17 protein-coding genes, 2 tRNA genes and 1 pseudogene are annotated in these 17,239 nt (G+C 65.3%); 14 read left to right on the top strand and 6 right to left on the bottom strand.

What is annotated here, in order from left to right:
• Window positions 1-17: 17 nt before the first annotated feature.
• Window positions 18-440 carry an RNA polymerase-binding protein DksA gene (gene dksA, locus C5F46_RS04865; RefSeq protein WP_107324237.1) on the bottom strand — a complete coding sequence of 141 codons (423 nt, stop codon included), beginning with the start codon at window positions 438-440 and terminating at the stop codon, window positions 18-20.
• Between the two features lie 195 nt (window positions 441-635).
• Between dksA and C5F46_RS04860 the strand changes: the two genes are divergently transcribed.
• The 5 genes from C5F46_RS04860 (at window position 636) to C5F46_RS04840 (ending at window position 7,129) form a co-directional block, all read left to right on the top strand.
• Window positions 636-1,472: an AAA family ATPase gene (locus tag C5F46_RS04860; RefSeq protein WP_107324321.1), complete on the top strand. Its 837-nt coding sequence runs from the start codon at window positions 636-638 to the stop codon at window positions 1,470-1,472.
• Between the two features lie 138 nt (window positions 1,473-1,610).
• Window positions 1,611-3,641: an ASKHA domain-containing protein gene (locus C5F46_RS04855; protein WP_107324236.1), complete on the top strand. Its 2,031-nt coding sequence runs from the start codon at window positions 1,611-1,613 to the stop codon at window positions 3,639-3,641.
• Window positions 3,642-3,757: 116 nt separating this feature from the next.
• Entirely contained in the window at window positions 3,758-4,438 is a 681-nt protein-coding gene (locus C5F46_RS04850) for a type 1 glutamine amidotransferase (protein ID WP_107324235.1), read from the top strand.
• A gap of 34 nt (window positions 4,439-4,472) precedes the next feature.
• On the top strand, window positions 4,473-5,828 hold the full coding sequence (locus tag C5F46_RS04845; RefSeq protein ID WP_107324234.1) for a glutamine synthetase family protein: 1,356 nt from the start codon (window positions 4,473-4,475) through the stop codon (window positions 5,826-5,828).
• The gene (locus C5F46_RS04840) at window positions 5,825-7,129 is read left to right on the top strand and encodes an NAD(P)/FAD-dependent oxidoreductase (RefSeq protein ID WP_107324233.1); all 1,305 of its coding nucleotides are present in this window, start codon (window positions 5,825-5,827) and stop codon (window positions 7,127-7,129) included. The genes C5F46_RS04845 and C5F46_RS04840 overlap by 4 nt, the downstream gene beginning before the upstream one ends.
• A 4-nt stretch (window positions 7,130-7,133) precedes the next feature.
• Here the strand turns inward: C5F46_RS04840 and C5F46_RS04835 are convergent, their stop codons facing one another.
• From C5F46_RS04835 to rlmB, 3 genes are all read right to left on the bottom strand, one after another.
• Complete coding sequence (locus tag C5F46_RS04835) at window positions 7,134-7,589, bottom strand: CoA-binding protein (RefSeq protein WP_107324320.1); 456 nt, start codon at window positions 7,587-7,589, stop codon at window positions 7,134-7,136.
• 190 nt (window positions 7,590-7,779) lie between these two features.
• Window positions 7,780-8,238, bottom strand: a complete 459-nt coding sequence (locus C5F46_RS04830; protein WP_107324232.1) for a YHS domain-containing (seleno)protein — start codon at window positions 8,236-8,238, stop codon at window positions 7,780-7,782.
• 73 nt (window positions 8,239-8,311) lie between these two features.
• The gene (gene rlmB, locus C5F46_RS04825) at window positions 8,312-9,094 is read right to left on the bottom strand and encodes a 23S rRNA (guanosine(2251)-2'-O)-methyltransferase RlmB (protein ID WP_107324231.1); all 783 of its coding nucleotides are present in this window, start codon (window positions 9,092-9,094) and stop codon (window positions 8,312-8,314) included.
• 133 nt (window positions 9,095-9,227) lie between these two features.
• Between rlmB and C5F46_RS04820 the strand changes: the two genes are divergently transcribed.
• The 9 genes and pseudogenes from C5F46_RS04820 (at window position 9,228) to C5F46_RS04780 (ending at window position 15,053) form a co-directional block, all read left to right on the top strand.
• A tRNA-Tyr gene (locus C5F46_RS04820) sits at window positions 9,228-9,311 on the top strand.
• 167 nt (window positions 9,312-9,478) lie between these two features.
• A pseudogene (locus tag C5F46_RS04815) lies at window positions 9,479-9,592 on the top strand (IS3 family transposase); the annotation flags it as partial.
• Window positions 9,593-9,730: 138 nt separating this feature from the next.
• A tRNA-Ile gene (locus C5F46_RS04810) sits at window positions 9,731-9,806 on the top strand.
• 314 nt (window positions 9,807-10,120) lie between these two features.
• Complete coding sequence (locus C5F46_RS04805; protein WP_235820084.1) at window positions 10,121-10,996, top strand: glycosyltransferase family 2 protein; 876 nt, start codon at window positions 10,121-10,123, stop codon at window positions 10,994-10,996.
• A complete protein-coding gene (locus tag C5F46_RS04800; protein WP_107324230.1) occupies window positions 10,996-11,313 on the top strand; it encodes a lipid-A-disaccharide synthase N-terminal domain-containing protein in 318 nt (105 codons plus the stop codon). Before C5F46_RS04805 ends, C5F46_RS04800 begins: the two co-directional genes overlap by 1 nt.
• A gap of 65 nt (window positions 11,314-11,378) precedes the next feature.
• A complete protein-coding gene (locus tag C5F46_RS04795; RefSeq protein WP_133618417.1) occupies window positions 11,379-11,750 on the top strand; it encodes a hypothetical protein in 372 nt (123 codons plus the stop codon).
• Window positions 11,747-12,529, top strand: coding sequence for a phosphatase PAP2 family protein (locus C5F46_RS04790; RefSeq protein ID WP_107324228.1), 783 nt, complete (start codon window positions 11,747-11,749; stop codon window positions 12,527-12,529). The genes C5F46_RS04795 and C5F46_RS04790 overlap by 4 nt, the downstream gene beginning before the upstream one ends.
• Window positions 12,526-14,178 (top strand): ArnT family glycosyltransferase, encoded by a 1,653-nt coding sequence (locus C5F46_RS04785; protein WP_168796835.1) that lies wholly within the window; start codon window positions 12,526-12,528, stop codon window positions 14,176-14,178. The genes C5F46_RS04790 and C5F46_RS04785 overlap by 4 nt, the downstream gene beginning before the upstream one ends.
• 155 nt (window positions 14,179-14,333) lie before the next feature.
• Window positions 14,334-15,053: a phosphatase PAP2 family protein gene (locus C5F46_RS04780; protein ID WP_168796834.1), complete on the top strand. Its 720-nt coding sequence runs from the start codon at window positions 14,334-14,336 to the stop codon at window positions 15,051-15,053.
• 202 nt (window positions 15,054-15,255) lie between these two features.
• Here C5F46_RS04780 and C5F46_RS04775 read toward each other — a convergent pair whose 3' ends face one another.
• Together C5F46_RS04775 and C5F46_RS04770 are read right to left on the bottom strand one after the other, a co-directional pair.
• The gene (locus tag C5F46_RS04775; RefSeq protein ID WP_235820083.1) at window positions 15,256-16,173 is read right to left on the bottom strand and encodes a DUF6635 family protein; all 918 of its coding nucleotides are present in this window, start codon (window positions 16,171-16,173) and stop codon (window positions 15,256-15,258) included.
• A gap of 721 nt (window positions 16,174-16,894) precedes the next feature.
• Window positions 16,895-17,239, bottom strand: a 345-nt coding sequence (locus tag C5F46_RS04770) for a hypothetical protein (protein WP_107324224.1), incomplete at its 5' end; no start/stop codon positions are given.

Raw genomic sequence — 17,239 nt, 5'->3', positions numbered from 1 at the left:
CCCGTTTCCGGGCGCGCTCAATCGTCGCGGTGAACGCGCTCGCGGCGTTCGTGCTTTTCCTGCGCCTCAAGCGTCATCGTGGCGATCGGGCGGGCATCCAGCCGTTTCAGGCTGATCGGCTCGCCGGTCATTTCGCAATAGCCATATTCGCCATTCTCGATCCGGCGCAGGGCGGCGTCGATCTTGGCCACCAGCTTGCGCTGCCGGTCGCGGGTGCGCAGTTCCAGCGCGCGGTCGGTTTCCTCGCTGGCGCGGTCGGCCAGATCGGGCACATTGCGCCCCGATTCCGCCAGACCTTCCAGCGTCTCGGCGGATTGTTCGAGCAACTCGTGTTTCCAGGCAATCAGCTTGCGGCGGAAATACTCCAGATGCCGGTCGTTCATGAACGGCTCGTCTTCGGCGGGGCGGTAATCTTCGGGAAGAAACACTTCGGGCTTCATCACTCATCCCTTTTGATGGCCGGGCGGCACGCATCCTGAACAGACTCGACCGGCTTGGCTTCGGCGCCCGCATACCCGATGCGCGACGCGATGTCACTCCCCCGATTGCGCCCAAAGCCGCGTGGCGCGCGGCTTGTGGCGGGGGGCGCACGCCGCTAGTCTCGCCCCGCAGCAACCATGGGGAAGATGGCGGGCATGAAGTTTCACTCGACCCAAAGCTATGTCGCGCCCGAGGATCTGACGCAGGCGGTCAATGCCGCCGTGCGACTGGAACGCCCGCTGCTGGTGAAGGGCGAACCGGGCACCGGCAAGACCGAACTGGCCCGTCAGGTCGCAGCCAGCCTTGGCCTGCCAATCGTGGAATGGGTGGTGAAATCGACCACCCGCGCGCAGCAGGGGCTTTATGATTACGACGCGGTGTCACGCCTGCGCGACAGCCAGTTGGGCGACCCACGGGTGAATGATGTGCGCAACTACATCCGCAAGGGCAAGCTGTGGCAGGCGTTCGAGGCCGACACCAAGGTGGTGCTGCTGATCGACGAAATCGACAAGGCCGATATCGAGTTTCCCAACGACCTGTTGCAGGAACTCGACCGGATGGAATTTCACGTCTACGAGACCGGCGAAACGATCCGCGCGCGCCACCGCCCGGTGATCGTGATCACCTCGAACAATGAAAAAGACCTTCCCGACGCGTTCTTGCGGCGTTGTTTCTTTCACTTCATCCGCTTTCCCGATGCCGACACGATGCGCGCCATCGTCGATGTGCATTTCCCCGGCATCAAGCAGGGGCTGGTGGCCGCCGCGCTGGCTGAATTCTATGGGCTGCGCGAGGTGTCGGGGCTGCGCAAGAAGCCCTCGACCTCGGAGATGCTGGACTGGCTCAAGCTGTTGCTGGCCGAGGATGCCGCGCCGGGCAGCCTGCGTGCCGAGGGCGCGGCGCTGCCGCGGCTGCATGGCGCGCTGCTCAAGAACGAACAGGACGTGGCGCTGATCGAACGCGCCGCGATGATGGCGCGCGGGCGCCGCTAGGCCCAAAGGCCTGTGACGACCGATTTTCGCCCCGCCCTTTCCGCGCCCCGCCGCAGCCAGCGGGTGAAACGACGGTTTGGGCATTGCCCTTGGCCGCATCGGCCCTAGAACGGAAGCGGTCAGCCGACAGGAGCCCCCATGACCCAGGACGCGCTTGTGATCTTTACCCCCTCGGGCAAACGGGGGCGCGTGGCGCTCGGCACCCCGGTTCTGACCGCCGCGCGGCAGTTGGGCGTCGATCTTGATTCGGTCTGCGGCGGGCGCGGCATCTGCTCGAAATGTCAGGTGGCGCCGCAATTTGGCGATTTCGCCAAGCACGGGCTGAGCGTGGCCCCCGATGCCCTCAGCCCGGTGAACGCGGTCGAAGAGCGCTATGACCGCATCCGCGGGCTGGCCGCCGGGCGACGGCTGGGGTGTCAGGCCTGCATCATGGGCGATGTGGTGATCGACGTGCCCGCCGAAAGCCAGTTGCACCGCCAGGTGATCCGCAAATCCGCCACCGAGCGGGTGATGGAGATGGACCCCGCCACCCGCGCCTTTTACGTCGAGGTGGCGCAGCCCGACATGCACGCCCCCGAGGGCGATTTTCAACGGCTGGCCGCTGCGCTTGAATTTCAATTCCAGATCAAGGGTCTGGCTGTCGATCTTGAGGTCATGCGTCACCTTCAGCCGACCTTGCGCAAGGGCGACTGGGCCGTCACCGCCGCGGTGTATCAGGGCGGCGGTGCGCCGCGTCTGGTCGGCCTCTGGCCCGGCCTGCGCGAGGCGCCACTTTACGGGCTGGCCATCGACCTGGGTTCGACCACCATCGCCGGGCATCTGGTGGAATTGACCGACGGGCGCGTTCTGGCCTCGTCAGGATTGATGAACCCGCAAATCCGCTTTGGCGAAGACCTGATGAGCCGCGTCAGCTATGTCATGATGAACCCCGGCGGCGCCGCCGAAATGACTCGCGCCGTGCAGCAGGGGCTGGCGCAACTGGCCACGGCGCTGGCTGATGAGGCGGGTGTGCCGCTGGCCGATGTGGTCGAGGCGGTGCTGGTCTGCAACCCGGTGATGCATCACCTGATGCTGGGCATCGACCCGGTGGAACTGGGTCAGGCACCGTTTGCGCTGGCATCGTCCGACAGTCTTGATCTGCGGGCGTCCGATCTGGGGATCGCGGGGCTTGCTCCCGGCGCGCGGGCCTATGTGCTGCCGCTGATCGCGGGCCATGTAGGCGCCGATGCCGCAGCCGTGGCCCTTTCCGAGGCGCCCGAGATGCGGCCGGATCTGACGCTGATTGTCGATGTCGGCACCAATGCCGAAATCATTCTGGGCAACAGCAACCGCGTTCTGGCCTGTTCCTCGCCCACCGGCCCGGCCTTTGAGGGGGCGCAGATCAGCGCGGGACAGCGCGCCGCGCCGGGCGCGATCGAACGGGTGGAAATCGACCCCGCCACGAAAGAGCCGCGCTTCAAGGTGATCGGCTGCGATCTGTGGTCGACCGAGCCGGGCTTTGCCGCGGCCACGGCGGCCACCGGCATCACCGGCATCTGCGGGTCGGGCATCATCGAGGCGGTGGCCGAGATGCGGATGGCGGGTATCGTCGATGCCTCGGGGCTGATCGGCAGCGCCGAACAGGTGGGCAGTTCGCGCAGCGAGCCGCAGGGCCGGACCCATGCCTATCTGCTGCACGACGCCACCGCGACCGGCGGGCCGCGCATTGCGGTCACGCAGGGCGATATCCGGGCGATCCAGCTTGCAAAATCGGCGCTTTATGCAGGCGCGCGGCTGTTGATGGACGAAATGGGGGTGGATGCGGTGGACCGGGTGGTGCTGGCCGGGGCCTTTGGCGCCCATATCAGCCCGAAACACGCGATGGTTCTGGGCATGATCCCCGATTGTCCGCTGGAGCATGTCACCTCGGCGGGCAATGCCGCGGGAACGGGCGCGCGGATGGCGCTGTGTTCGGTATCCGCGCGCCGCGCGATCGAGGCGCAGGTGCGGCGCATCGCAAAGATCGAAACCGCGATCGAGCCGCGCTTTCAGGAGCATTTCGTCGCCGCCAACGCCCTGCCCCACGCCACCGCCCCCTTCCCGCATCTGGCAAGCGTCGTCACCCTGCCCGATGTGGCCTTCAATACCGGCGGCGGCGATGGCGGCCGCCCGCGCCGCCGCCGCGGCTGACGGCGGGCGGCAAGTTAAGGACAAACAGTTCCGGCCCCCCGCATCGACCATCAGCCCCCCTTGCGCGGTGCGTATCGGCAAGGCTAGGCTGCGGCATATCAACCAACAGGCGTTTCATGCTGATCGGCATCCTGCAATGCGGCCAATCCCCCGATGTGCTTCGGGCGGAGATGGGCGATTACCCCGACATGATGCGAGCCTTGCTGTCGCAGCACGATTTCACGTTCAAGACCTACCATGTCGAGGCGATGGAATTTCCCGAAACCGTGCGCGACTGTGACGGCTGGCTGCTGACCGGCTCGCGCCACGGCGCCTATGAGGATCACCCCTTCATCCCCCCGCTGGAAGCGTTCATCCGGCAGGCTGTGGCGGCGCGGGTGCCGGTGGTGGGCATCTGCTTTGGCCACCAGATCATCGCGCAGGCGCTGGGCGGCAAGGTGGAACGGTTCGTCGGCGGCTGGGCCGTTGGCCCGCAAGAATATGATTTCGATGGCGAAAAGTTGATCCTGAACGCCTGGCATCGCGATCAGGTGACGCAGCGCCCGGAGGGAGCCGAGGTGGTAGGCTGCAACGACTTTTGTGAAAACGCCGCGCTGATCTATGGTGACCGCGCCTTCAGCGTGCAGGCCCACCCCGAGTTTTCGGATGCCTTCGTCAAGGGGCTGATGGAAACCCGCGGCCCCGGCCTTGTGCCCGACCCGCTGCTGGCCGAGGCGGGCGCGCGGCTGGGCGCGCCCAATTCCTCCGCCCGACTGGCCCGGCGGATCGCCGATTTTTTCCGCCACCCCCGCGACTGACTCCGCTTTCTCTGACCCCTGAAAGGCAGATCCCATGTCCGACTGGATGGACAAACTCCCCCAAGCCGCCCGCGATTTCATCGCCGGGCGCCGTGTTGACGAGGTGGAATGCATCGTCGCCGATATCGCGGGCGTTGCCCGTGGCAAGGCGATGCCCGCATCGAAATTCGCGCATCAGGACCGTTTCTTCCTGCCCAACTCGATCTTTCTGCAAACGATCACCGGCGAATGGGCCGACAACCCCTCGGGCGCCTTCACCGAGCCCGACATGATCCTGACGCCGGATTACGCCACCGCCTCGGCCGCGCCCTGGACTGCGGATGTGACCTTGCAGGTGATCCATGACGTTCTGGACCAGCAGGGCAACCCGGTGCCGATGGCGCCGCGTAACGTGCTCAAACGTATCCTCGCCCTTTATGAGGCCGAGGGCTGGCGCCCGATCGTGGCCCCCGAGATGGAATTTTTCCTTGTCGCGCGCAACCTTGACCCGAACCAGCCGATCATCCCGCCGATGGGCCGTTCGGGCCGCCGCGCTGCTGGAAAGCAGGCCTATTCGATGAGCGCGGTCGATGAATACGGCAAGGTCATCGACGACATCTATGATTTTGCCGAGGCGCAGGGTTTCGAGATCGACGGCATCCTGCAAGAAGGCGGCGCGGGTCAGGTGGAAATCAACCTTGCCCACGGCGACCCGGTGGCGCTGGCCGATCAGATCTTTTACTTCAAGCGGCTGATCCGCGAGGCGGCGCTGCGGCACGATTGTTTCGCGACCTTCATGGCCAAGCCGATCGAGGGTGAGCCGGGCAGCGCGATGCACATCCACCAGTCGGTGATCGACATCGCCACCGGCGAAAACATCTTTTCCGACGCCGAGGGCAGCGAAACCCCGGCCTTCCTGCATTTCATCGCCGGGATGCAGGCCCACTTGCCCGCCGCGGTCGCACTGCTGGCGCCCTATGTGAACAGCTACCGCCGCTATGTTCCCGATTTCGCCGCGCCCATCAATCTGGAATGGGGCCGCGACAACCGCACCACCGGGCTGCGGGTGCCGATTTCGGGGCCTGCCGCGCGGCGGCTGGAAAACCGGCTGGCGGGGATGGATTGCAACCCCTACCTCGGGCTGGCCGCCAGCCTTGCCTGTGGCTATCTGGGGCTGAAAGAACAAAAGATGCCGCGCCCCGAATGCACCGGCGACGCCTATATGAGCGAGGACGAGTTGCCCTATAACCTGGGCGATGCGCTGGACCTGATGGCCGACAGCGCCCCGATGCGCGAAGTGCTGGGGGTCGAGTTCTGCAATGTCTACGAAGCCGTGAAGCGCAACGAATACAAGGAATTCCTGCAAGTCATCAGCCCGTGGGAACGGGAACATCTGTTGCTGAACGTATGAACCTGCTGTTCGCCAACGACCGGGCGGGGGAATACCCCACCAGCTTTTACGCCGCCACCCGCGACGCGGCGCCCGAGCGGCCCGCGCTGGCGGGGGCGTTGCGCGCCGATGTCTGCGTCGTGGGCGCGGGTTATACCGGGTTGTCGGCGGCGCTGCATCTGGCCCGCGCCGGTCGCCGCGTGGTGGTGCTGGAGGCGCACCGCGCGGGCTTTGGTGCCTCGGGGCGCAACGGCGGGCAAATCGGCTCGGGGCAGCGGCTTGAAGTCACCGACCTGGAGCGGATGGCAGGCCAGGCCACCGCGCGGCGACTGTGGAACATGGCCGAAGAGGCCAAGGCGTTGACCTATGCGCTGGCCGCCGAGGCGGGCGTGCCCACCTTTCGCGGCATCGCCCACGCCGGGCGCAGGCCGACCGAGGTGGATGATCTGCACCGGATGGCCGACCATCTGGCACGCCATTACGACTATGACCAGATCGACAGGCTGGACCGCGAGGGGCTGCGCGCGCTGATCCCCTCGCCGGTCTATGTGGGCGGCGATCTGGACCGGGGCGCGGGCCATGTGCATCCGCTGAACCTTGCGCTGGGCATCGCGCGGTTAGCCGAGGCGGCAGGGGCGGTGATCCTTGAACGCACGCCCGTGACCCGGATCGACCACGGCACCGCCACCACCCCCAGCCGCGTCGTGACCGCCACAGGCGAGGTGCTGGCCGATCACGTCATTCTGGCCGCAAACGGCTATCTGGACCGGCTGGAGCCGCAGATCGCCGCGCGGGTGATGCCGATCAACAACTATATCGTGGCCACCGAACCCCTGGGCGCGCGCGCACGCCAAGTGCTGACGGAAAACATCGCCGCGCATGATCTGAAATTCGTGGTGAATTACTGGCGCCTGCACGACGACCGGCTGATCTTTGGTGGTGGCGAGACGGTCAGCTACCGCTTTCCGCGCGACATTGCCGCCAAGGTGCGCAAGCCGCTGGAAGAGGTCTATCCGCAATTGAAGGGCGTAAAGATCACCCATGCCTGGGGCGGCACGCTGGCGATCACAGTCAACCGGATGCCCTGTTTCCGCCGCCCGGCGCCCAACTGTCTGTCTGCCTCAGGCTATTCGGGGCATGGGGTGGCTCTGGCCTGTCTTGCGGGCAGGCAGATGGCGCAGGCGATCACCGCCACCGGCGACGGGTTCGACGTGATGGCGGCGCTGGCACAACCCGCCTTCCCCGGCGGTGCCACGCTGCGCTGGCCGCTGCTGGTGGCCGGGATGACGTGGTTTTCGCTGCGCGACCGGTTGGGGCTGTAACCCCTCAGACCTCGTAATTGGTAGGCGGCTGGCCCGGAAACCACAGCCGCGCCGCTTCTATCTTGGGGCAGCGATCCTCGATCACCAACAGCCCCCGTGCGCGGGCGCGCCCGGCGGCCTGCGGGTGGCGGATGCCCAGTTGCATCCAGATCACCGCCAGTTGCGGCAGATGCACCAGCGCCTGATCCACGATGTCGGGCACCGCTTCTGACCGGCGAAAGATATCCAGCGTATCGACAGCGGTTTGTGCGGGGATCGCCGCCAGATCGGGCCAGACCTGTTCGCCCAGAATCAGCTCTCCGGCATGGCCGGGATTGACCGGCACGATCCGCGCGCCCCAGCCCTGCCAGAACTGCGCCACCTGATACGATGGCCGCGCCGGGTTGGGCGACAGCCCGACAATCGCCACCACATGCGCCCCGTCCAGCGCGCCGCGCAGGATGTTGTCGTTCGGCTCGATCACCGCGCTCGCCTCCTGCGGGTAAAAAAGCGCCCGGTCCAAAGGCCGGGCGCAAAGTGCGGAACGAGGGACAGTCGAATGAAACAGGCAGTTCCGATGCCATGCCCCAACCTTAATGTAGCAACAGACTTGCCAAATTTAAACGACAGCCCAACGTCATCTCGGGGTTGTGAACGGGATCAGGCGCTGTTCAGTCGCCGGTCTGGCGCCAAGCTGCCTGCGCGCGGGCGATCACATCAGGCTGGGCAGCCAGCCGCGCCTTCGCCTCGGCCGAACCCAGCAGATAAAGCCGTCCGTCGCGGATCACGAACAGCCGCGGATCACCCGGCGCAGGATGGCCGTCTGACACCGACACGACGCAATGCCCGCCGAACTGCGGCAGATAGGCCGCAGGGTCGGCCTCAAAGGCCGCGCGGCTTTCAGGGGTGGCAAACAGCCAGATCGCACCCCGCCATTTCAACGCATAGGCGCGCAGCCCCGGCTGCGGGACGCCTTGGGTGAAATAGGCTACCGGGTCATAGCCCGCCACGGCCCAATTCTCATGCGCAGGCGGGTCGGCGCGCAGCGGTTGGCCCGCCAGAGCAAGCGTCAGCCCCACGGCAAAGACGGCGACGGCAAGACGGGCGGGGAGCATGGCAAAAGTCATCATGGGCGCACCTTGACAGATCGGCGCGCGCAAAAAAACCCGGCGCGCGCGGATGTGATCGCCTGTTCCCTGCGGCCTATCGCGTCACCGCAGCATAAAGCGCCACCGCCGCCGCATTCGAGACGTTGAGCGAGCCAAACCCCCCCGGATAAGGGATCTTGACCAACCCGTCGCAGGTGGCGCGCGTCTTGTCGCGCAGGCCCGGACCCTCGGCCCCCAACACCAGACCCACCGGGCGCGACCCCGCCGCAGCCAGCGCCGCGCCCAGCGTCTGATCAGCCTGCCCGTCCAGCCCCAGCAGGACAAAGCCCATCGCCTGCAATTCCTCCATCGCCTCGGCCAGATTGGTGACGCGCAGATAGGGCTGGCGTTCCAGCGCGCCGCTGGCGGTTTTTGCCAACGCCCCGGTTTCAGGCGCGGCATGGCGGGCGGGCGCGATCACCGCGCGCGCCCCGAACACCTCGGCCGAACGCAGGATGGCACCCACGTTGTGCGGGTCGGTCACGCGGTCGAGCAGCACCACCAGCGGAGCACCCTGCCCAGTCAGGCAGACCTCGTCAAGGCTGCCCCAGGTGAGCGGCTTCACCTCCAGCGCGGCGCCCTGATGGACCGAGTCGGGCGCCAGAGGCACATGCGCATCGAACCTGCGCGGATCGACGATCTCAGGCTCCAGCCCGCCCGCCGCCACCGCCTCGCCCAGCCGGTCGGCGGCGTTTTTCGTCAGTACCAGCCGCAGTTTGACCCGCGCCGGGTTTTGCAGCGCATCGCGCACCGCATGCAGGCCGAACAGCCAGACCGTTTCCGCCGCCGCCGCCCGGCGCCCGCGTTCCTTGTCGACGACCCAGGACGGTTTCTTCATCTTTCGCCTTCCACAAAGCCCCGCCTGTTCCTGCGCCGCAAAGCCCCGCCTTGGCAAGCCCGCGCGGCGGCGGCGGCGCGGGATTTTCCCGCTTGACGCCCTCGGGAGGCTTCGGTATTCCCCCGCCAGCGTCGGGCGACGTGCTGCAAGGTGCGGCAGCGGACTGTAACTCCGCCGGGGAGACCCATGCCTGGTTCGATTCCAGGGTCGCCCACCATTATACCCTGAAACCATTGAGCTTTTTAGAGAATGGTAACTCTGCCTGAGGATTGCCAAAGGCAACCGATCGGGCAGCTTTGAACCGTAACAACCCAAGGTAATCCCCCGACAGTAAGGGGATGCACAAGTAGAATTTTCTCGCCAAGATGAACGGGGAGATTCTGAATGGAGACAAGCAGATAAACTGGCGCGCAGAGCCTTGCGATCCTGCGTCAGGCCGAAGGCGGGATGCCGGTGGCCGAGTTGCGCCGTGAGCATGGCATGAGCAATGCGTCATTTACAAGCGGTGGGCGAAGTCTGATCATAACCTCAGGCTATCGGGGATTTTACACCAGCTTGACAGACACGACCGCCTCAAACGAGACCTCGGCAAGCTTGACCCGATACACGAGAATGCCTAAGCCTTAGCGCACTCTGGGGCCTGTAGCTCAATGGTCAGAGCAGGGCGCTCATAACGCCTTGGTTGGGGGTTCGAGTCCCTCCGGGCCTACCAAACCCCATCTATTTATCCTTTATTTTCATTGCCTTGGATGATTTATTGGCGAACCTTTGGGGAAGGTTCACCACGGTGTGTTCCTGGTTTGGCCGGGAAAGCGGCTTGGCATGGGCAGAATCTGCAAGCCCCTCGCGCATCGCTGTAACGCTGTAACGCTGTTTCGCTGTAACGCTGCACTGTCGCCAGCGTCCTGTGACCCGTGATCAACATGATTTCATGCGCGGGTTCCACGACTGGCCGTCGCAAATTCGCCGTGCATCTGTGGCCGTTCTGACATGCAGAATTTGCAATCGGCGGATAGCACATTGCTCATGAGCATGACCACTCCGATCACGACCTCTGCTTTTGTGGTGCCGAAGACCGGACGCACACCGGATGCGCTACCCGGGGTTTCGGTCGTTGTGCCTCTCTTGAACGAGCAAGAGAGCATCCCGGGCCTCGTGGCCGAAATCCACACCGAGATGTCGAAGATCTGCACATTTGAAATCGTGCTGGTCGATGACGGATCGCGCGACCACACGCGGGCCGTATGCCTGGATCTGGCAACCCGGTTCACAGGTCTCCGCGTGATCGGTCACGCACGACCCGCCGGACAATCGGCAGCAGTGCATTCGGGTGTATTGGCGGCCCGCGGTGCGGTGATCGCCACACTGGACGGTGACGGCCAAAACCCGCCCGAAAACCTGCCGCGCCTGCTGGCGCCGTTGCTGGCGCAACCAAAAGGGCCAGGGCCGCGGTCGGGGCCTTGTCTGGGGCTGGTTGCGGGGCAGCGGGTCGGGCGCAAGGACAGCCTGTCAAAACGGCTTGCCTCGAGGCTGGCGAACCGATTGAGGATGGCCCTGCTGAGCGATAACACGCGCGATACCGGCTGTGGACTGAAGGCGTTTCGCCGCGATGCCTATCTGGCGCTGCCGTTCTTCAATCACCAACACCGCTACCTGCCGGCGCTTTTTGCGCGCGACGGTTGGGGGGTGGCGCTGATCGATGTCAGCCACGCAGCGCGGCAGCACGGCCAGTCGAAATACGGAAATCTGTCGCGGGCCCTCGTCGGCATCTCCGATCTGGCCGGGGTGGCTTGGCTGATCCGGCGGCGCAAGACCGGGCACCCGGTCGAAATACGCGATGCCCTGCCCGACCTGCCGGTGGGCGCGGGGCCTGAAAGCCTGCCTGCCAAGGAGACGATCTGATGCAGGAGTTTTTCTGGTCGGCTCTACATGTCTCCAGTTGGACCGAATTCACCTGGGTGTTGGTGGGGCTTGGGGGGCAACTTTTGTTCACCGCCCGCTTTCTGGTCCAGTGGATCGCCTCCGAGCGGCAGCAGCGATCCGTTATCCCGATCGCATTCTGGTATTTTTCAATCGCAGGTGGGGTCGTCCTGCTGAGCTATGCGCTTTGGCGGCGTGACCCTGTGTTTGTTCTGGGCCAGTCGATGGGCCTGCTGATCTACATCCGTAATTTGTGGCTGATCCATGCAGAAGGCCCCCGCACGGCAGTCGAAAACTGAGGTCTGGCCAAGCATGGATTCACCCCGTTTCACCATCTCTGGCAAAGCGCGGGATGCCGCAGGGCGTGGCCCGTTGGCACCCAGATCTGGCAGGCGCGCTGCGCTTTTTGGCCGAGCAGTTGATCGTGATCGGGCCGGCGATGGTTCCTGCCCTGCTGCTGGCGCTGGCTCGAACCAGACGGGGCACGGTGCAGGCGGAGTTTGTCGCGATGGCGGGCGTTCTGCGGCTGGCCGTTCTGGGGCAGGCGTTTGCAGCAGGCAAGGCGCTGGCGAACTGGGCCGTGGTGTCGCTGATGCCCGCGGCTGAGCTTGCGGCTGGTGTTCTTGTGACCTGGGGGCGGCTGCTGGCGCTGTCGTCGCGCTTGGCCTTGGCGGTTTCGGTCGCGCTGCCGCTGGCCAACCCAGGCTGTCTTTCCGCACATGAGGCCAAATCGTGACCGACCCCATTTATTCCCGTCTTTTGATGACCTTCCTGTTTGCCGTCATCATCGCACAGGCCAGCTTTGCCGCCTTTCCGGAGCTTGACCTTGCCGTCTCGCATGCCCTGACCGACGGGGCGGGCAGCTTCGTCGCCACACATGGACCGCTGCCGGTGCTGAATGCCGTCATGAAGTGGTCAATGGAGACGGTTGCCCTGCTGGTCGTGCTGGGCACGCTTGCGGGCTGGGTCGGCGGATGGTTGCGAGGCGCGGCCCTGCGCTGTGCGATCTTTGCGACGGTGAACGTGCTGATCGCACCGGCGCTGATCGTGAACCTGCTGCTGAAAGCCAACCTTGGCCGCGCGCGCCCGGTCAATATTACCGAATTCGGCGGCACGGCGAATTTCACCCCCGCCTGGCAGTGGGCCGACCAGTGCGCCCGAAACTGCTCGTTCACCTCGGGTGAGGTGTCGGTAACCGCCACGCTCACGCTTTGCGCGGTGGTGCTGGCTTGGCCCTGGCTGAACGGGCACAGGCGTCAGCGGGCGGTTCTGGCGGGGCTGGCGCTGGTGGTCATCGTCGCCGCAATGCGGGTATCACTGGGGCGGCATTTCCTGTCGGATTCGCTGTTCTCGGGGCTGATCTCGGCGGGGGTCGCGCTGGCAAGCTACCGGGTGCTGGCAATCGGGCGGGCACGCACGCAGATGGGCCTGTCCGACCTGCGGCCGTTGGCCCTGTGGGCGCAGTCCCTGTTGCAGACCGCTACGGACCGGGCCGAACGATGGCTGCGAGCATGACCAGTTCCATCGCCGGGCTGTCACCTGCGCGCGGGTTGATCGCGCTTGTGTTTCTGTCGCTGGCCGCTTTCCTGCCCGGATTTGCGGCCCTGCCGGTGACCGACCGCGACGAGGCGCGCTTTGCCCAGGCCGCGCGGCAAATGGTCGAAAGCGGCGACCCGATCGACATCCGCTTTGGCGACGAGGCGCGACTGAAAAAGCCTGCGGGAATTTACTGGCTTCAGGCCGGGGCGGCGTTGGCCAGCGGGCAAGGCGACAGGGCGCCGCTGTGGGTGCATCGGCTGCCATCGCTGATCGGAGCCACGGCGGCGGTGGTTCTGGTGGCGGTGGCGGGCGCGCCGCTGGTGGGCTGGTCTGCGGCGCTTTGGGCGGGCGCACTGATGGTGGTAACGCTGGTTCTGGGCGCCGAGGCGCGGATCGCCAAGACCGACGCCGCACTGCTTGCCACGGTTCTGGCGGCGCAGGCCGTGCTGATGCAGCTGCACATGGCCGGTAGCGTATCCAAAGGGCGCGGTATGGCCTATGCGTTCTGGCTGGCGGTGGCGGCGGGCGTTTTGCTGAAAGGGCCGATCGGCCCGGCCGTTTTGGCCCTGACCGCCACCACATTGGCGCTGTTGCGGCGCGAGGCGCGCTGGCTGCGCCCGCTGGCGGCACCGGGGCCGATTGTTTTGGCGCTGGCCGTGGCGCTGCCGTGGTTCGTGGCGATCACGCTACGCGACGGGGCGGACTTCTGGCAAGGCTCGGTCGGGGTGGACCTTTTGCCCAAGATCGCCGCAGGGCAAGAGGGCAAGGGCGCACCTCCGGGCAGCTACCTGCTGGCACTGTGGCTGACGTTCTGGCCCGGCAGCGTGCTGCTGGTGCTGGCCCTGCCGGGGCTTTGGCGCGAACGCCGCACGCGCCCGGTTCAGGCCCTGCTGGCTTGGGCGGTACCGTTCTGGATGGTGCTTGAGGCGGTGCCGACCAAACTTGTGCATTATCCGCTGCCGGTCTACCCGGCACTGGCGCTGGCGGCGGCGGCCTGGGGGCCTGCGGGGCTGGCCATGGCCGGGCGGGGGCTGCGACTGGCGGCGGCCCTGGCGCTGCTGCCAGGGCTTTTGCTTGGTCTGGGCGTGTTGTGGTTCGGCTTTGCTCACGGATCGGACCTGCCTGCGCTGTGGCCGTTGGTTCTTGGCTTGGCGGCAGCGACCGTTCTGTCGGGGGCGGCTGGCCTTGCGCTTGCACGGCGGCAGGTGGCGCGGATTGTTCCGCTTTCGGTGCTTGCCGGGCTGGCGCTTTATGCGGGTCTGTTTCCCGGTTTTGCGCGACTGGAAGCGCTTTGGCCCGGCCACCGCGCCGTGGCCGCAGCCCAGCGCCACGCCGAGGCCAGCGGCTGCACGGCCGCCCCGGACCTTGTCGGCTGGGGCTATAACGAACCCTCGCTGATTTGGCTTGCGGGACGCGACACGCGGAGGATTCGGGCAAATGAGGCGCTGCCCGACGCGGTGTCTGCGGGCGCGCGCTGCACCTACATCATCCGCGCCCGGCGTGACGGCCTGCCACCGCCGCCCGCAAACGCAAACTGCCCCCTGATCGGGCAGTTCGAGGGGCTGGCCATCGGGGCGGGAAAATGGGTGACACTTGATCTTTTGACATGCGAGGTAGCACGATGAAACGCGGTCGCTTGGCTCTTCTCATCGACCTCCCAACTCCGTCTGAGGACCGCCCCCCAAAGCGCAACCCGCCAAAGCCCGGCCCTGTGGCGCTGTTATTGCACGGGCAAAGCCGCGCTTCGCTGGCGGTAGCCTTCCTGATCGGGATGTTTCTGGTGGTCCTTTTTCTTGACCCGCCGGTGCATCAGCTTGCGCTTTCGCTTGACCCTGATTTGCGATCAGTGCTGCGCACATTGACCCGACTGGGCAATTCCGCCTGGCCGCTTGGATTTGGGCTTCTGGCCTTTGCGGTGCTGCGGCTGCTTTTGCCGCAGGCGCGGGGGCGCGCCAAGGTGGCGTTACGCCGGGCTCAGGCCTGCGTATTGTTGCTGATGACTGCGGTGGCGGGCAGCGGGCTGCTTGCAAGCCTGTTCAAGAACATGATCGGACGCGCCAGACCAACGATGCCCGAGGGGGGCGTGTTTGACTTCTCGGTTCTGGCTTTCCAGCCGGGCTGGGCCAGCTTTCCCTCGGGCCATGCCACCACGGCGATGGCGATGATGACCGTGCTGGCAATGATCTGGCCACGGCACGCGCTGGCACTGGTGTTCACAGGCGCCTTGATCGCGCTGACCCGCGGGCTGATCGGGGTGCACTGGCTGTCAGATGTTTTGGCGGGAATGACGTTAGGCGCGCTGGTGACACTGGCCCTGCGACAGCGGATCGACGGCCAGCGCCGACGCGCGCTGTTGTCGCCCGCGATGGCGGCGTTGGCCGCAGCGGCATTGCGCGACGGAGGGCAGAATATTTGGCATCACGGCACTGACGTTGCGCGATCACGGGGCACGTTTTGCCTGCGCGATGACGGGCCGCAACTGCTCGATAAGGCCAAGTAACAACACAGAGGTCAGGAGCTACCGCCCGAGGCCGAGCTACAGACAAATGGCGTGGCACACAGTTATGGCGATGCACTCCAGTCGATCTGTTGGCGTTTTCGGTCAAGGACGCGCTGCATCGCATCGCTGCTGAGGCCTCGGATCAGCCACGACCTGCGGCCGTGAATATCCGGCGCAAAAGCCTGGCGCCCGCGTTGATGCGTCAGCTTCGCAATGCACGCAGCGCGCTGAGAGCGGCATCCCAAAGGTCCAGCGCACGGGCGAAATAATGCTCCGGCGCGGTGAATGGCTTTGGCGCCGCACCGTCAAGTTCGGCCTGAAGCGTGTCGATCAGGCGCATCAGGCGGCGGTGATGGATGCCAAGGCGGCTTTGGACCGGATCGGCGATCACCCCGGCAAAGGCCGCGACGACCGCCCCGGTCATGACCAGCCCGATGACTGTTGCCGCAAGGGCCAGGGCGGATGCACCGGTCGGAAAGACGCCATACCACAGCCCGCCCAGGGTTTTACCCAGAGGGAAATCAGCAATCGCCGCGGTGCGCGACACGGCATCGGCCAGATCGGGTGCGAGCGAGATCATTCCCGGCGTCAGCGCCTGAAAGGCAACCGCCCCCGCGATCAGCGTGACCAGCGCGGTCGTCATCTCGGCCACGGCTGAACGGGTGCCGGAATAGTCGGCCAAGGTCACCGCGATCCGGCCTGCCAAGGCCTGCGCTTCGACAACGCTTTCGCGCTGACGGATCACATCCCGAAACTGCGGCGCAGACAGCACGGCCCGCGACAGCGCCAAAGGATCACCGGCAGTAGCGCCTTCGGGCAGCGGCACCTCCAGCAAATCGGTCACGATCAGGGTTTCGATCCGGCGCGCGACCTCGGTCCGCAGCAGGATACGGCGCCGCGCCAGCCACGCCGACAGCCGCGCCAGACCGACCCGGCGGCACAGCCATGCAAGCACACGGATCAGCACAAGCACCGGCGCAAGAGCCACATTGACCGGGGCGCGCAGGATATCGCGACCGAAGGCCACAGCATGCAGGCGCAGGGTTCCGGGCACACTGAAGTGGCGCTGCACAAAGCCATCCACCCGCGATCGCCGATCCGAAAAATATGCCGCTTGCATGCCGTGCCTCACCGTGTAGCGGGACATGGCGTCCCCTGCCCCGCGTGGCGCAACATCGCTGCCCGTCGGAAACCTCAACTTACAGATAATACCATCGGGGGCCGGTTGAAGGGGCAATAGTATCCCGATCATCGTGAAAACACCATGACGCCCGCTGTCGCGACAAACCGGGCCACGGGGCGATGCTGACGCCCCCCTCGCGCGTTCCTGCAAAGGTGATATCTTTCACGTTCCCACCAAACTCAGTTCAAAGGCAGCGTTACCAGAAGATGTCAGCGGTCCGCGCGCCATCGCGGATGGCTCGGGGCGGTCGGCTTGCGGTCAAGAGCCTGTGGCGTGCTTGGTCCACCAATCCCAGATCGCAGTTTTCCCGCCGCGGCGGGTGGGCGCGAAGTGCTACACCAATTCGGCAGCGATTTGGGTAGCGTCCGTCAATCTGGTGCAAATTTTGGGATGGCCGCTCGGGATCATCGGTCAGGCGGACTGTGCGGTTGAGCTGTGCAACTTGTGTTCAGTGCGCACAAAAGAAAAAGCGCAGTAAAAACTGCGCTTTTCCAAGTGATTACTGTAGTAAAATGTAGCTTCCAGCTTAACGCTTGGCTAACTAGCGTTTCTGTAACTTACTGTTTCTACTGCCATTTTGAAGCCAAACAACACGTTGTGAAACATGTGTTGACCCAAAAACTGCGAAAATGCAGCACTTTAGAAACAGCTACAGCAGCTACTTCGCACGCGCCATAGCCATCGCAACCGCCTTGTCTAGTTCTCCACTTTCCGCAGCAGCCTTAAACGCAGCCAGCACGTCCGCCACCTCTTGCAGCGTAGCCACCCAAACCGCGTTGCTCTTGCCGTTCAAGTGCAAAACCCGTGCACCGTATCTGCACTGCACGTACCAGCCGTTGTCCTGCTCAAAGTACCAAGCCCGTGCACGCTTTTCCGCCGCCTGCTCTACCCGTTCGCCTTCTGCGTTCGTAACCTTGCGCGTAACGCGTACCGTGTACGTCTCACCCCGCAGCGCCGCCTCAAGCACGCGCTGCTGTTCGTCAATCCCAGCAATCAGCGTAAG

It is taken from the genome of Phaeovulum veldkampii DSM 11550 (assembly GCF_003034995.1).
In the GTDB taxonomy this organism is placed as follows: Bacteria; Pseudomonadota; Alphaproteobacteria; order Rhodobacterales; family Rhodobacteraceae; genus Phaeovulum; species Phaeovulum veldkampii.
The sequence above is the reverse complement of the archived record's forward strand: the minus strand, read 5'-3'. Positions and strand labels throughout refer to the sequence as shown.